Here is a 13,812-nt window from a genome sequence, read left to right on the forward strand (position 1 = left end):
AACGGTCCTCTTCTCGGAATACCCTCGGGACGTGCCCACGACGACCGAGCGGCTCCTCCTGCTCCTCTCCCTCCTGCAGACCCGCTGCGACTGGCCGGGCGGAGTGCTCGCGGAGCGCCTGGGGATCGCGCCACGCACGGTGCGTCGCGACGTCGACCGACTCCGCACGATGGGCTACCGGATCGACGCGGCGAAGGGCCCCGACGGCGGGTACCGGCTCGAGGCCGGCGCCGAGCTCCCGCCGCTGCTCTTCGACGACGAGCAGGTGCTCGCCCTCACCGCCGCCCTGCGCGCGCCGATCGCGGGGCTCGAGGAGGCGTCGGCCCGTGCGCTGGCGACGGTACGGCAGGTCCTGCCCGCCCGGCTCCGGCCCCGAGCTGATGCGCTGCGCTTCACGGTCGCGGCGGCGCCGGCCCCCGCAGTCCCTCCGGAGCGGCTGGTCGCGGTCGCGGCGGCCGTCCGGGCCTCGGAGGTGCTCCGCTTCGCGTACGCGGAGGCGGTGCGCCGCGTCGAGCCCCACCACCTGGTCGCGCGTCAGGGCCGCTGGTACCTCATCGGCTTCGACCTCGACCGCGACGACTGGCGGGTGTTCCGCGTCGACCGGCTCGAGCCGCGCTCACCCCGCGGTGCCCGCTTCCGCCGCCGGGCGCTGCCGGTCCGGAGTCCCGCCGAGTTCCTGGAGGCGCGATTCCGCGGCGGAGCGCCCGGGGAGGGGTGGCCGTGCCGCGGCTCGGTCGTGCTGACGGCGCCCGCCGCCGAGGTCCTGCCCTACGCGGGCGACGGGGAGGTGGAGGACCTCGGCGACGCGGGCTGCCGACTCGCCCTCGGCGCCTGGTCGTGGGAGGCGCTCGCCGCGTCGTTCGGCCGGTTCGACGCTCCGATGGCCGGGGCCGAGCCGCCCGAGCTGGCCGCCGCGTTCCGCGTGCTCGCGGAGCGGTACGCCGCGGCGGGAGCCTGACCGGACCGCGGCGGCCGTCCTCCGCCGCTACTTCACCGAGTACCGGGCGCTCCCCGTGCTGCCGTCCGCCGTCGTGACCGTCAGCGTCCAGCAGGTGCCCCGCTTCGCGGGCACCGTCCACGCCTTCACGTAGCGGTTCGTCGCGGTGTCGTAGCGGAGGCGTCCGGTCAGGGTGGTCGTCGGCGCTCCGGTGAGGACGGCGCCGGCGGTGCAGGAGGTCTGCTTCTGCGTGACGCTGCGCACGTCGGCGAGGGCGGAGTGGCGGAACGTTCCCGCGGAGGACGTCGAGGTCACCTGGAACGTCATGCCGGTCGCGGCTCCGGCGGCCACGCTCTTCACCGAGGTGCTGAGCCCGCCGATCGTCCACGGGGTCACGGTGTAGGACGCGGTGAGGGTCGAGACGTTGCCCGCCCGGTCGGTCGCGGTCGCCCGGTACACGTGCGGACCGACGGAGCGGCCGCCGCCCGTGATCACGCAGTCGCCGGTGAGGCCCGAGAGCGCGTCGTCCGCGAGGCAGCGCGCCTCCGGGAGCACCGTGCCGTAGGGGTAGGACCCCTCGGGCCTCGACGTGAACGAGAGCCGCGGCTTCGTGGTGTCGATGGCGATGCCGCTGCGGGTCGTCGTGGCGCGGTTGCCCGCGTTGTCGACGGCGGTGCCGGTGACGCTCTGGCCGGGGCCCTCGCGCAGGATCCGCGCGGGGGTGCAGCTGCGGATCCCGGAGCCGCTGCCGTCGGCGCAGGAGAAGCCGACGGAGACGGGGGAGCGGAACCAGCCCGCGGCGTTCGGAGCCGTCGGCGTGGTCGTCGCGGCGATGGTGGGGACGCCGGTGTCGATGATCCGGTAGGTCGCGGTGGCGGTCGTGGTCAGTCCTCCGGGGTCGGTCCAGGTGCAGGTCGCCGTGCGGGTGCCGAGGCCGTTCACGAGCGTGCCGGTGACGACGGCCTCCTCGCTGAACGTTCCGCTCTCCGCATCCGTGATCGCGCAGGCGGCCCTCGGCTCCGAGCCCTTCTCGTAGGAGGCGCCGTCGGTGGCGGAGGCGACCGTCACGACGGGCGGGGTGTTCGCGGGGACCACGGTGACCGTGTGCGGCACGCCGGCCGTGGTGCCGTACGCGTTCCGCGCGCTCACCGTGAAGGTGGAGTCGCCTGCGGTGGTCGGCCTGCCCGAGACGACGCCCTCCGGCGAGAGGGCCACCCCCGCGGGAAGGGCGCCGGACGAGACCTCGAAGGTCGCAGCCGGGCCGGACGCCGTGAAGGTCGCGGAGTAGCGGGTCCCGGTCTTGACGAGCGTCTCGGCGGTGTCGGCGGTGAGGGTCGGCAGCGGGCCGATCGCGAAGGCGTGGTTGAAGCCGACCGCGATGCCGGTGGCGCCGGTGATCCCGGCCGGGACGTCCAGCTCCGTGTCGCCGTCGGGGTGCAGGGAGACGACGGTGCCGTCGGACGTCAGCAGGACGCTGAAGCCGATGCCGGCGGCGATCGCGGTGATGCCGCCGAGATCGGCGGGGACCCGCGGCAAGCCGGAGTCGGCGGGGTCGCCCCAGGTGACGACAGTGCCGTCCCGCTTCAGGGCGAGGCTGTGGGAGTAGCTGACCGACACGGCGACGACGTCGCGGAGGCCTGCCGGGGCGGTGTACGCGCCCCTGTCGTCGCCGCCCCACGCCACGACCGTCCCGTCGGCGCGCAGCGCGAGGCTGTTCCAGCCGCCCGCGGCGATCGCGACCACTCCGGAGAGACCCGCCGGCACGTCGGTCGCTCCGAACTGATCGGAGCCCCAGGCCGCCACGGTCCCGTCGCCCCGCAGAGCGAGGGTGTGGTGGCTGCCCGCGGCGACGGCGGTCACGCCGCCGAGTCCGGCCGGGACGTCGGTCTGGCCCTGACGGTCGTCGCCCCACGCGACGACCGTCCCCTCCATCGTGAGGGCGATGCTGTGGAGGTACCCGGTCGAGATCGCGGTCACCTCGCGGAGCCCGGCCGGCACGTCCCGCTCGCCCTCCAGATCCGCTCCCCAGGCCTCGACGGTGCCGTCGGTGTGGAGCGCGAGGGTGTGGCTGTAGCTGCTCGCGACGTCCGTGAGGTCGGACATGCCCGCCGGCACGTCCCACTCCCCGTTGAGGTAGCGCCCCCAGGCGGCGACGCCGTTGGCGAGGTGGTCGTTCCCGACCGGCACCGGGTCCGGCTCGGCGGAGGCGAGGGGAGCCGCGGTGCCGGCGAGCAGGGCGACGGTCGCGGTCAGAGCGAGCAGAGTGCGGCGCAGACCCGCGGCGGTACGGGCGGGGCGCGGAGAAGCGGGGTCGGTCACGGGCTCACGCTAGGGGCCGGCTCTCCTCCGCGGCGGGGGCGGGGGCGCCCTGTAGCGGACATGTCCTCTAGAGGGCGGAGCGCCGCTCCTCCAGGGCGGAGCGCCGCTTCTCCAGGGCGGAGCCTGGCCCCTCGGGGCCCGCGGCGGAAGGGCTTGCCCGGATCCGCGGCGGGCGATTGGCTGGAGGGCAGGAGAGAGAGGTGTCACCATGACGCAGACCTTCCCCGCCTGGTTGCGGGATCAGCAGAAGAGGGACGACGAGGTCGGCCGCTTCGCGCAGGCCTTCGGCGGTCGCGACGACCTGCCCGAGCACGGCGGCCGCGCGATCTACGACGGCTACTTCGCCAGCGAGCCCGAGTCGGCGCAGGCCGATCTGGACCGCGCCTGGATGGAGTTCGAGGCGCACCCCGAGCCGTCCGCCACGTCCGACGAGCCGGAGGGACTCCGATGAGCGACCAGACCCCGAGCCCCGTCGAGGACCCGGACGACCAGTCCGACAAGCCGTCGCAGGCCGAGGGCGAGGACGAGCGCGACACCCCGCACGAGGTCCTGCCCGCCGAGGGCAAGCCCTCGAAGGCCGAGGGCTGAGCCGACGCACTGAGCCGACGCACTGAGCCGACGCACTCCCCGGAGGGGCGCATCCTGCAGAGGGTGCGCCCCTCCGTCGCGTCAGCGCCCGGTGACCGCCAGCAGCTCGTGCGCCGCGGCGCTGTCCGGGTAGCGGGAGAGCACGCGCTCCAGATCGCGCCGAGCCGGAGCCGTGCGCCCGTCCGAGAGGAGCGTGCTCGCGCGCTCGAGCAGCGCCTCCGCCCGCAGCTCCATGGGACGCGCGCTGGTGACGGTCGGGCGCACCACGCGGTCGAATGCCTCGAGGGCGCCCTCGATCAGGCCGAGCTCGCGGAGAGCGACGCCGCGGCGGATGAGCACCGCGGCGGAGGCGGCGTCCACGTTCTCGACGGGCGCCGAGAACTCGGCCACGTCGCTCCAGCGGCGGCGGGCGGAGTAGAGGGAGGCGAGCGTCGACGCCGCGAGGGTCGACGGCTCCAGGGTCTCGACCGCCACGACAGCCGCGGCCGGATCCGTGGGTGCCGCCAGCTCGGCGTAGAGCAGGCGCAGCGCCGGGGCGTCGAGCGGCACCTCCACGTCGAGGCCGCCGCTCAGCGGCAGGCGGACGGTCAGCGCGATCCCGTAGCGGCGGAGGAAGGAGTCGGCCGACGGGTCGTAGCGGATGCGCACCAGCCGGCCGGTGAGCCGCAGAGCGCGATCGTCGTCCGCGGAGTGCAGGGCGTCGCGGACGAGCTCGACGACGGCCGCGAGGCGCGAGCCCTCGGGGGAGCCGGTGGTCGCCTCGTGCAGGTCCTCCGCCGGCGCCCCGGCGCGCACGAGCCGGAGCAGGGGCGCCTCCCACCCCGGAGCGAGGGCGGAGGGGCGCACGAGACCCGGCCCGCCGGGCATGCTGAGCCAGCCGGACAGCCGGGAGCGGTGGTCCTCGGGGGAGAGCGGGTCCCCGGCCGCCCGGAGCCGGGGGCGTGTGAGGGCGCAGAGCTCACCGCTCCGTCGGAAGCCGACTGCCACGGCCGATCCCCCTCCGCGTGCGGCGGCGGCTGAGGACCGTCGATCCGCCGAGTCTACGGCGTCGCCCCCCGCCGTCACCCCCGAACGGGGAGCGACGCGCTGGCGGCGATCCCCCGCCTCCCGTCGTCGCCCCCCGGCGCTGTCAGGCGCCGATCGAGCCCGCCGTGCGCAGCGGCATCACGTCGGGCTTCTCGGCGGTGCTCGCGATCGTCACGACCGACTTCTCCTCGTTCGAGCGGAGCACGGCGTCCATGATCTCGAGCACGTGCAGGGCCACGCGGCCGGAGGCGCGGTGCGGGCGGTCCTCCGCGATCGCCTCCGCGAGGTCGGCCAGTCCCACTCCGCGACCGGTGTCGATCACGCCGGCGGAGTCGGGGACGACCCGCCAGTCCTCGTCGCGGACGGCGACCTCGACCGGGTCCGAGAACATGTTCGGATCCGGGACCGAGATGGTGCCCTCGGTGCCGTAGACCTCGAACTTCGGGGCCCGGCTGCGCCAGACCTCGAAGCTCACGGTGACGGTGGTGGCGACTCCGCTCGCGTGCTCGAGCAGCGCGGTGATGTGCGTGTCGATCGTCACCTCGATCGGCGTGCCCGCCTTCGGCCCGGTCTCGATCGTGCGCGGGCGGTCGGAGCGGGTGGCCAGGCCCGTGACGCGGACGACCGGCCCGAAGAAGTGCACGAGCGCCGTCAGGTAGTACGGGCCCATGTCCAGCAGCGGGCCGCCGCCGGGCTGGTAGTAGAACTCGGGCGCCGGGTGCCAGCGCTCGTGGCCGGGAGCGGCCCAGTGCACCTGCGCGGCGATCGGGGTGCCGATCGCGCCGGAGTCGAGGGTGAGGCGCGCGGTCTGCACCCCGGTCCCGAGCACCGTGTCCGGGGCGCTCGCGAAGCGCAGGCCCAGCTCGTCCGCGAGGTCGAGCATCGGCGCGGCCTCGGCCGGGTTCAGCCCGAGCGGCTTCTCGGCGAAGACGTGCTTGCCCGCCTTCAGGGCGCGGGTGCCGATCTCGACGTGCGCCGCCGGGATCGTGAGGTTCAGCACCGCGTCGATCTCCGGGTCGTCGATCAGCGCGTCGACGGTGAGGGCGCGGACGCCCTGCTCGTCGGCGACCTGCTGCGCCCGCTCCTGGTTCAGGTCGGCGACCGCGACGAGGCGGAGGCCGGGGAAGGTCGGGAGGTTCGCGAGGTACTGCTCGCTGATCTTCCCGACGCCGATGATGCCGACTCTCAGCGGGACGCCCACAGCATTCCCCTCTCGATGATCGTGCGGACGTTGTCGTCCTGGAGGATCTCGACGCGGTGGCCCGGCGTCGAGACGAAGATGCGGCCCTCGCCCCAGAGGCGGGTCCAGATCGCGGGGGAGGTGATGGGGCGCTTCCACGGGTCCCACGGGCGGACGGCCTGCGTGGTCGTGGCGAGCACGTCGTTGTAGTCGTCGTGCAGCACCCAGTACTGCTCCGTGACCAGCTCGAAGTCGGTGATGCCCTGCGTGATCGGGTGGTCGGCGGCGAGGGCCGTCATCTCGATCGTGTGCGGCATGTAGTTGTCCGACTGCTCGCCGGTGCGCTCGTCCGGGTGCTTGCCGGGGTGCGAGGCGAACTGGCCTCCGATCAGCTGCAGGTAGTCGGAGTTGTCGCGGTAGGAGTCGGCGATCCCGCCGTGCCAGCCGGCGAGGCCCGTGCCGCGCTCGACCGCCGCGCGGAGGCCCAGGAACTCCTCCCACTGGATGGAGGTCATCGTGTTCGACTGCACGATCAGGTCGACCGTCCGCATGTAGGCCTCATCGGCGTACACGGCGGTCGACTCCTCGACGCGCACGTCGTAGCCGTTGTCGCGGAGGAACGGCAGGAACAGCTCGGTCGCCTCGACCGGTTGGTGGCCGTCCCAGCCCCCTCGGACGACGAGGGCCGTCTTGCCGGGAGTGGTCGGGGAGTGGTCGGTCATCGTCGTCCTCACGTGCGGGCGGATCGCTCCGCGGTTCGTCATCGAACAGGACTTGCGCAACTTCTGTGCGGGAGTCCCGGCGTCCGACCATCATGCACCGCGGTTCCCGGCGGAGCAAGCCGTCCTGGCGCAGGGCTAGTTGCGAAAGTCGGCATCCGCTACGGTGAGCACATGCCCGACCACGACGACGTCTCCGGAGCGACCACCCGCCCGACCATGGCGCTGATCGCCGAGCGCGCCGGGACGAGCGTCCCCACCGTCTCGAAGGTGCTCAACGGCGGCACCGACGTCTCGGAGGCGACCCGTCTGCGCGTGATGGAGGCGGCGCACGCGCTCGGCTACCGCCGCCGCCCGCGCCTGCGCCCGCCGGTCGAGGATCCGCACTCCGCCCAGATCGTCGACGTCGTCGTCGGCCACATCGGCGGCACCTGGATCGGCCCGGTCCTCGAGGGCATCGAGGCCGAGGCCTCCGCCGCCGGGGTCGACCTGGTGCTCACCCGCGCCCGCGACGACGGCGCCTGGATCAGCCGCCTCCTCCGCCGCCCCTCGCTCGGCGCCATCGTGGTGCTGGTCAACGTCTCGGCCGCGCAGCTGCACCTGCTGACCACCGCCGAGCTGCCCGTCGTCGTCGTCGACCCCAGCACGCGGCCGCCGGCCGACGTCGCGAGCGTCGGCGCGACCAACTGGGACGGGGGCCGCATGGCCGCCGAGCACCTCCTCGACGCCGGCCACACCCGCTTCGGCGTCCTCGGCGGCACCCGCACCCAGCTCTACAGCAGCGCCCGGATCGACGGCTTCACCACCGCGCTCCGCGCCGCCGGGGTCGAGGATCCGCGCGTCGCCTACTGCGACTGGGACCGCGAGCTGGCCCGCGAGGCCGCCGGGCTGATGCTCGCCGAGCCGGACGCGCCGACCGCCTTCTTCGCCTGCTCCGACGTGATGGCGCTCGGCGTCTACGAGGCCGCCGACGACGCCGGCCTCCGCATCCCGCGAGACCTCAGCGTCATCGGCTTCGACGACGTCGAGGAGTCGGCCTGGGCGACCCCGCCGATGACCACGATCCAGCAGCCCATCGGCGAGATGGGCGCCATCGCCTTCCGGATGCTGCACCAGGCGCACCGGTCGGCGACCCCGCTCGCCTCGGGAGCCTCGGCCACCCGCATGGAGCTGGAGACGCGGCTGATCCGCCGCGCCTCCGTCGCGCCCGTGCGCGTCTAGCGCCGCCCGCTCGCCCTCCCACCCCGCCCCCTCGGGATCGATGCGTCACGAACGGCCCCTCTCCCGCGCCCGTGACGACCGTTCGTGACGCATCGACCCCGGTGGGCGCCGCGGAGGGCAGCGACCCGGGTCGCACCGCCTATGCTGCCCGGATGCGCAGCGCGACCGGGGGGATGGTGGTCGCGTCGTTCGTCTCGCGGATCCTCGGGTTCGTCCGGCTGGCGCTCCTGATCGTGGCGGTCGGCGGCACGAGCGCGTCGGTCGGCGGGCAGGTGTTCGAGGTCGCGAACTCCGCGCCCACCTACCTGTACGGGCTCATCGCGGGCGGGGTGCTCGGCGCGGTGCTCGTGCCGCAGATGGTCCGGGCGCGGGCCGACGGACCGGAGGGCGTGCGGACCCTCGAGCGGCTGCTCACCGTGTGCCTCGGCGGAGCGGCGCTCCTCACGGCCGCCTGCACGCTCGCGGCGCCGCTGATCGTCGGGCTCTACGCCGGGGGCTGGTCGGCCGACTGGGCTCTGCTCGCCACCCAGATGGCCTACTGGTGCCTGCCGCAGATCTTCTTCTACATCGTCTTCGCCGTCTTCTCGCAGCTGCTCAACTCCGCCGAGAAGTACGGGCCGGGCGCGTGGGCGCCCGCCTGCGCGAACGTGATCTCGGTGCTCGGGATCGCGGTGTTCCTCCTGATCCACCCCGAGGCGGCGTCGACACCCGCCGACGAGTGGACGCCGGAGATGGTGGCGCTCCTGTGCGGCACTGCCACTGCGGCGATCGTGGTGCAGGGGGTGATCGCGGTCGCGTTCTCGCGGTCCGTCGGCGTCCGCCTGCGGCCGCGCTTCGGCGTCGCCGGGCTCGGCGGAGTGTCGCGGGACGCGGTCTGGGTGTTCCTCGGCGCCCTCGTCGCAGAGGTGTCGTACATCGTCGTCTCGAACGCGGCGACGGCGGCCGGCCAGGCCATGAACCGCGCCGGCGTCGACGGGCCGAGCCTCAACTCCTTCTCGAGCGCGCAGCTGCTGCTCCTGCTGCCGCACGGCATCCTGGTCGTCTCCGTCGCCACGGCGATGTTCACGCCGCTCAGCCGGGACCTGCACCGCGGCGATCGGGCGGCCGCGGCGGTGAACCTCCGACGGACCGAGGACGCGGTGCTCGCCGTCACTCTGCTCGCGACGCTCCTGTTCGTCGCGGCGGCGCCACTGCTCACGCAGCTCGTCTTCGGCACACCGGTGATCGGCGGAGTCCTGCAGCTGCTCGCCCTGAGCCTGGTCGGCTTCAGCCAGACCTACGTCCTCAACCGGGCGATGTTCGCGCTGGGTCGGGCCCGCGACTCGCTGGCGACCCAGGTCGTCTCGGCCGTCGGCGTCGCGGTGGGGGCGCTCGTCGGCGGGCTCCTCCTGCCTGCCGAACTCGTCGTGCCGGCGATCGCGGGCGGCACCGCCCTCGGGACCACGGCCGCGTGGGCCCTCGCCCACTGGCTGGTCCGGCGCCGGATCGGCGTCGTGCCGCAGCCGACCCGGGACCGCCGCGCCGCTCTCGTCGCGGCGCTGGTCGCAGCCTGCGCGTCGGTGCCGCTCGGCCTGCTGCTCGCCGTGCCCGCCGACCGCCTCGCGGCCGGCGCCGTGCTGCTGCCGGTCGGACTCGCGATCACCGCCCTGTTCGTGGTCGTGCACCGGGTCGTCGGCGGGCGCTGGCTCTGGTCGCTGGTGCTCGCGCCGCTCTGAGGGGCTGCGCGTGCGGTCCCGCAGCCCCGCCCTCAGTGCCCCGCGCCGAGGTTCCCGGCGAGGCGGCCGTGCATCCGGGTGGAGGCGTCGTTCATCCCCTCGATCACGGCGCGGGTGCCGTGGCGCTCGTACTTGGTGGTGACGGCGTCCAGCGCGGCGACGGTCGAGGCGTCCCAGATGTGGGAGCCGGAGAGGTCGATCACGACGTGCGCAGGGTCCTCCGCGTAGGAGAACTGCGTGGTGAGGTCGTTGCTGGAGGCGAAGAACAGCTCGCCGGTGACCGTGTAGTGGGCCGTCGATCCGTCGGCCGAGAGGGTGCGCTCGACGGTGGCGAAGTGCGCGACCCGGCGGGCGAAGACGACCATGGCGGCGAGGACGCCGACGACGACTCCGATCGCCAGGTTGTGGGTGAGGACGACCACGACGACCGTGGCGATCATGACGACCGTCTCGCCGATGGGCATCCGCTTCAGGGTCGACGGGCGGATGCTGTGCCAGTCGAACGTCGCCACCGAGACCATCACCATCACCGCGACCAGCGCGGCCATCGGGATGATCGCGACGAGGTCGCCGAGCGCGACGACGAGGATCAGGAGGAACACGCCGGCGAGGAAGGTCGAGATGCGGGTGCGGGCGCCGGACGCCTTCACGTTGATCATCGTCTGGCCGATCATCGCGCAGCCGCCCATGCCGCCGAACAGGCCGGAGAGCACGTTCGCGGCGCCCTGCCCGAGCGACTCGCGGGTCTTGCGGGAGGGGGTGTCGGTGATGTCGTCGACGAGCTTCGCGGTCATCAGCGACTCGAGGAGTCCGACGAGCGCCATCGCGACGGCGTACGGCGCGATGGTCGTGAAAGTCTCCCAGGTCAGCGGTACGTTCGGCAGGAACAGCTCGGGGAGGCTGCGGGGCAGCTCGCCCTGATCGCCCACGGTGGGGACGGCGACCGCCGTCACGACGACCGCCGCGGTGATGAGGACGATGGCGACGAGAGGCGCCGGAACGGCCTTCGTCAGGCGCGGCATCACGACCATGATCACGATGCCGACGGCGACCAGCGGGTAGACCAGCCAGGGCACGCCGATCAGGTTGGGGATCTGCGCCGAGAAGATCAGGATCGCCAGCGCGTTCACGAATCCGACCATCACGCTGCGGGGGATGAAGCGCATGAGCTTCGCCACTCCGAGCAGCCCGAGCACGATCTGGAACACGCCCGCGAGGATCACCGTCGCGATGAAGTAGTCCATCCCGTAGTCGCGGGCGACGGGGGCGATCACCAGGGCGACGGCGCCCGTGGCGGCGGTGATCATCGCGGGGCGTCCGCCGAGGAACGCGATCGACACGGCCATCACGAACGACGAGAAGAGGCCGACCCGCGGATCCACGCCCGCGATGATCGAGAACGAGATCGCCTCGGGGATGAGCGCGAGCGCGACCACGAGGCCGGCGAGGACCTCGCGGGTCAGGATGCGGGGGGTGCGCAGCGCCGTCATCACGGTGGGCTCGGCGTGCGGGCGGGCAGGGGTCTTCGAGGCGAGGGCCATCGCGGCGGCTCCAGGGAGTGGGAGGGGTGCTCGACGAGGAGCGCGGAGGGCTGCGGCATCGGGTCGGCGGAAGCGGGCGGGGATGCCAAGCTTGCAGAGGCGTGTCAGCAGCACGGGCAACCCTACCCTCACGTAAGGGTAGATCTGAAGGGGTGAGCAGGATCGGCACCATGCACATCGGCGAGCTCGCCGAGCGGACCGGCCTCTCGCTCCGGACCCTGCGCCACTACGACGAGATCGGCCTCGTGAAGGCGTCCGGCCGCACCGAGGGCGGCTTCCGCCTCTACACGTCCACCGACTACGACCGCCTGATCCTCATCCGCCGCATGAAGCCGCTCGGCTTCTCGCTGGAGGAGATGGCCGCGCTGCTCCGCGTGATCGACACCCTCGAGGCCGAGGGCGACGACGCGCCGGCCGAGGTCCGCGCGCAGCTCGACGCCTTCGTCGCGCAGGCCCGCGAGCGCCGCGAGGCGCTGAGCGCCCAGCTCGCGATGGCGGACGAGTTCGTCGATCTGCTCACCAGCCGCTGAGCCCGGCCGCCTGCGCGATCGATGCGTCGCGAACGGCTCCCACGCGGCTCTGATGACGACCGTTCGCGACGCATCGGATCCCGGGAGCGCGGGAGAGCCGCTCAGGTCGCGCTCGCGTCGGGCAGCTGCTCCGGGCAGTCGCCGCCCGGCTCGGTAGCGAGCTCGAAGTGCCAGATCTCGTTCGCGTAGATCTGGCAGAGCCCGTAGTCGGTGCCGTGCTGCGCGAGCCAGCTGTCCGCGTCCGTGTAGCCGATGTCGACCGCGCCGCCGGTGAGGTGGGCGGAGGAGGTGACGGATGCGACGCGGCCGCCGCGGCCTGACGGCGGCTCTCAGCCGCGCGGACCGCGGGCCAGCAGGGCGTGCAGCAGCGGCAGCGCCGACGCGATCATCAGCACCGTCCCGAAGCCGCTGTCGTCCGGGCGCACGACGGCGCCGGCGATCAGCAGTCCCGCGAACAGCACGGCCGAGATCACGCGGCGGACGGTGCCCTCGAGCCGGTTCAGCCGGCGCTCGATGGTGGGGACGGTGACCGCGAGCTCGCCGTCGTCGAGGGTCGTGACGAGCTCGTCGAGCCGGCGCGGCAGGCGCCAGATCAGGCCGAGCGTGTCGACGGCCTGCTTGCCGACGTCCTGCACGACGGAGCCACGCTCCTCGCGGATCAGCTGCTGCGCGTAGGGCTCGACCGAGTCCCACAGGTTGAAGGCCGGGTCGAGCGCGCTGCAGACGCCCGAGGTCAGCGACATCGCGCGGATGACGAGCAGGAAGTTCTCGGGGAGCTGGAACGGCAGCGCGCGCACCACGTCGCCGAACTGGACGGCGAAGTCGCGGAACTCGCGCGGATCCACCTCCCGCAGCTCGGCGAAGCCCATGCCGCCGAAGCGGGCGAAGAGCTGCGTGAGCGCCCGCTCCAGCTCGCGGGAGTCGGCCGAGGGGAGGAGGACGCCGACCGCGCGGGCCGCGTCGACGAGCCCCTTGCCGTCGCGGGAGGCGGCGGCGATCAGCATCCGGCGCAGGCCCGCACGGGTGCTCGGCGGCACCTCGCCCATCATCCCGAAGTCGATGAAGGTGAGGCGCCAGGGCAGCTCGCCCCCGGGGGTCGGCGTGACGAAGACGTTGCCGGGGTGCGGATCCGCGTGGAAGTAGCCGTTGGTGAAGAGCTGGTCGAACATCACGGCCGCGAAGACCGGAGCGACCTCCCGCGGGTCGATCCCGGCGGCCAGCAGCGCGGCGTGGTCGGTGATCTTGATCGCGGTGACGTCCTCGAGCGTGAGGACCTTGCGGGTCGAGCGCTCCCAGACCACGTCCGGGACGGCCACCCGGGCGTCGCCCGCGAAGTCGGCGGCGAAGCGGACGGAGTTGGCCGCCTCCTGCAGGTAGTCGATCTCCTCGAGGCTGGTGACCGCGAACTCCTCGACGAGCGCCGGGGCGTCGACGCGGTCCGAGACCAGGCGCACGTGGCTGAGCCAGCCGCCGACGCGGCGCAGAGCCGCGAGGTCGACCTCGACGATCTGGTCAATCCCCGGCCGCTGCACCTTCATGATGGCCGCGGAGTAGCCGGTGTCCTCGGCGTCGGCGGGGGAGAGCCGGGCGCGGTGGGCCTGCCCGAGAGAGGCGGCGGCGACGGGCGACTCGTCGACTCCGGCGTACGCGCGCTCGAGCGGCAGCCCGAGCTCGGACTCGGCCAGCGCCCGGATCCGCGGGAACGGGACGGGCGGGACCTCGTCCTGCAGCCCCTCCAGCTCGCGGGTGATCTCGGGCGGCAGCACGTCCAGGCGCGACGACATGAACTGGCCGACCTTGATCATCAGGCCGCCGAGGTCGACCGCGAGCACGTGGAAGCTGCGGGCGAAGCGGCGCATCCGGCCGGGCCGGGTGCGGAGCGCGACGCGCGTGAGCCCCACCCGCGGCAGGAGCAGGTCGAAGAACCAGGTGACCGCGAGATGCCACGCGGCGAAGCGGAGGATCCGGCGGTAGCGCCGCCGGTCCTCCCGCTCTCGGTGGCCCGGGGCGGCAGGACCCGGGCTGACCGAGGCCAC

12 protein-coding genes are annotated in these 13,812 nt (G+C 73.7%); 6 read left to right on the top strand and 6 right to left on the bottom strand.

Annotated features, from left to right (window positions below; genetic code table 11):
* Positions 1 to 31: 31 nt before the first annotated feature.
* Positions 32 to 958 (top strand): YafY family protein, encoded by a 927-nt coding sequence (locus C5C99_RS12165; protein ID WP_258063690.1) that lies wholly within the window; start codon positions 32 to 34, stop codon positions 956 to 958.
* A 27-nt stretch (positions 959 to 985) separates the two neighbouring features.
* Here the strand turns inward: C5C99_RS12165 and C5C99_RS12170 are convergent, their stop codons facing one another.
* On the bottom strand, positions 986 to 3,256 hold the full coding sequence (locus tag C5C99_RS12170) for a PxKF domain-containing protein (RefSeq protein WP_104340144.1): 2,271 nt from the start codon (positions 3,254 to 3,256) through the stop codon (positions 986 to 988).
* 208 nt (positions 3,257 to 3,464) lie between these two features.
* On the opposite strand from C5C99_RS12170, the gene C5C99_RS12175 reads away from it, so the two are divergent.
* Together C5C99_RS12175 and C5C99_RS17170 are read left to right on the top strand one after the other, a co-directional pair.
* Entirely contained in the window at positions 3,465 to 3,707 is a 243-nt protein-coding gene (locus tag C5C99_RS12175) for a hypothetical protein (RefSeq protein ID WP_104227148.1), read from the top strand.
* Positions 3,704 to 3,844, top strand: coding sequence for a hypothetical protein (locus C5C99_RS17170; RefSeq protein ID WP_159940045.1), 141 nt, complete (start codon positions 3,704 to 3,706; stop codon positions 3,842 to 3,844). Before C5C99_RS12175 ends, C5C99_RS17170 begins: the two co-directional genes overlap by 4 nt.
* An 81-nt stretch (positions 3,845 to 3,925) precedes the next feature.
* Here C5C99_RS17170 and C5C99_RS12180 read toward each other — a convergent pair whose 3' ends face one another.
* The 3 genes from C5C99_RS12180 to C5C99_RS12190 form a co-directional block, all read right to left on the bottom strand.
* Entirely contained in the window at positions 3,926 to 4,831 is a 906-nt protein-coding gene (locus C5C99_RS12180) for a tetratricopeptide repeat protein (RefSeq protein ID WP_104340145.1), read from the bottom strand.
* 142 nt (positions 4,832 to 4,973) lie between these two features.
* Positions 4,974 to 6,071 (bottom strand): Gfo/Idh/MocA family protein, encoded by a 1,098-nt coding sequence (locus C5C99_RS12185; RefSeq protein ID WP_104340146.1) that lies wholly within the window; start codon positions 6,069 to 6,071, stop codon positions 4,974 to 4,976.
* Positions 6,056 to 6,772 (bottom strand): ThuA domain-containing protein, encoded by a 717-nt coding sequence (locus C5C99_RS12190; protein WP_104227162.1) that lies wholly within the window; start codon positions 6,770 to 6,772, stop codon positions 6,056 to 6,058. Before C5C99_RS12190 ends, C5C99_RS12185 begins: the two co-directional genes overlap by 16 nt.
* Positions 6,773 to 6,943: 171 nt before the next feature.
* Here C5C99_RS12190 and C5C99_RS12195 point away from each other — a divergent pair, with 171 nt between their 5' ends.
* Both C5C99_RS12195 and murJ read left to right on the top strand, forming a co-directional pair.
* On the top strand, positions 6,944 to 7,990 hold the full coding sequence (locus C5C99_RS12195; protein WP_104224297.1) for a LacI family DNA-binding transcriptional regulator: 1,047 nt from the start codon (positions 6,944 to 6,946) through the stop codon (positions 7,988 to 7,990).
* Between the two features lie 152 nt (positions 7,991 to 8,142).
* Positions 8,143 to 9,705: a murein biosynthesis integral membrane protein MurJ gene (murJ, locus tag C5C99_RS12200; protein WP_104234036.1), complete on the top strand. Its 1,563-nt coding sequence runs from the start codon at positions 8,143 to 8,145 to the stop codon at positions 9,703 to 9,705.
* Between the two features lie 32 nt (positions 9,706 to 9,737).
* Here murJ and C5C99_RS12205 read toward each other — a convergent pair whose 3' ends face one another.
* On the bottom strand, positions 9,738 to 11,246 hold the full coding sequence (locus C5C99_RS12205) for a SulP family inorganic anion transporter (protein WP_104340148.1): 1,509 nt from the start codon (positions 11,244 to 11,246) through the stop codon (positions 9,738 to 9,740).
* A gap of 170 nt (positions 11,247 to 11,416) precedes the next feature.
* Between C5C99_RS12205 and C5C99_RS12210 the strand changes: the two genes are divergently transcribed.
* Positions 11,417 to 11,776, top strand: coding sequence for a MerR family DNA-binding transcriptional regulator (locus C5C99_RS12210; RefSeq protein WP_104282598.1), 360 nt, complete (start codon positions 11,417 to 11,419; stop codon positions 11,774 to 11,776).
* A gap of 329 nt (positions 11,777 to 12,105) precedes the next feature.
* Here the strand turns inward: C5C99_RS12210 and C5C99_RS12220 are convergent, their stop codons facing one another.
* On the bottom strand, positions 12,106 to 13,812 hold the full coding sequence (locus C5C99_RS12220) for an AarF/ABC1/UbiB kinase family protein (RefSeq protein WP_104227141.1): 1,707 nt from the start codon (positions 13,810 to 13,812) through the stop codon (positions 12,106 to 12,108).

The organism is Rathayibacter sp. AY1C4 (assembly GCF_002932195.1).
Lineage (GTDB): Bacteria > Actinomycetota > Actinomycetes > Actinomycetales > Microbacteriaceae > Rathayibacter.

Bases quoted from the DNA above. Each gene is read 5' to 3' on its own strand.
- C5C99_RS12175 (WP_104227148.1), top strand. From the start codon at position 3,465: ATGACGCAGACCTTCCCCGCCTGGTTGCGGGATCAGCAGAAGAGGGAC.
- C5C99_RS17170 (WP_159940045.1), top strand. From the start codon at position 3,704: ATGAGCGACCAGACCCCGAGCCCCGTCGAGGACCCGGACGACCAGTCC.
- C5C99_RS12190 (WP_104227162.1), bottom strand. From the start codon at position 6,772: ATGACCGACCACTCCCCGACCACTCCCGGCAAGACGGCCCTCGTCGTC.
- C5C99_RS12195 (WP_104224297.1), top strand. From the start codon at position 6,944: ATGCCCGACCACGACGACGTCTCCGGAGCGACCACCCGCCCGACCATG.
- murJ (WP_104234036.1), top strand. From the start codon at position 8,143: ATGCGCAGCGCGACCGGGGGGATGGTGGTCGCGTCGTTCGTCTCGCGG.
- C5C99_RS12205 (WP_104340148.1), bottom strand. From the start codon at position 11,246: ATGGCCCTCGCCTCGAAGACCCCTGCCCGCCCGCACGCCGAGCCCACC.
- C5C99_RS12210 (WP_104282598.1), top strand. From the start codon at position 11,417: ATGCACATCGGCGAGCTCGCCGAGCGGACCGGCCTCTCGCTCCGGACC.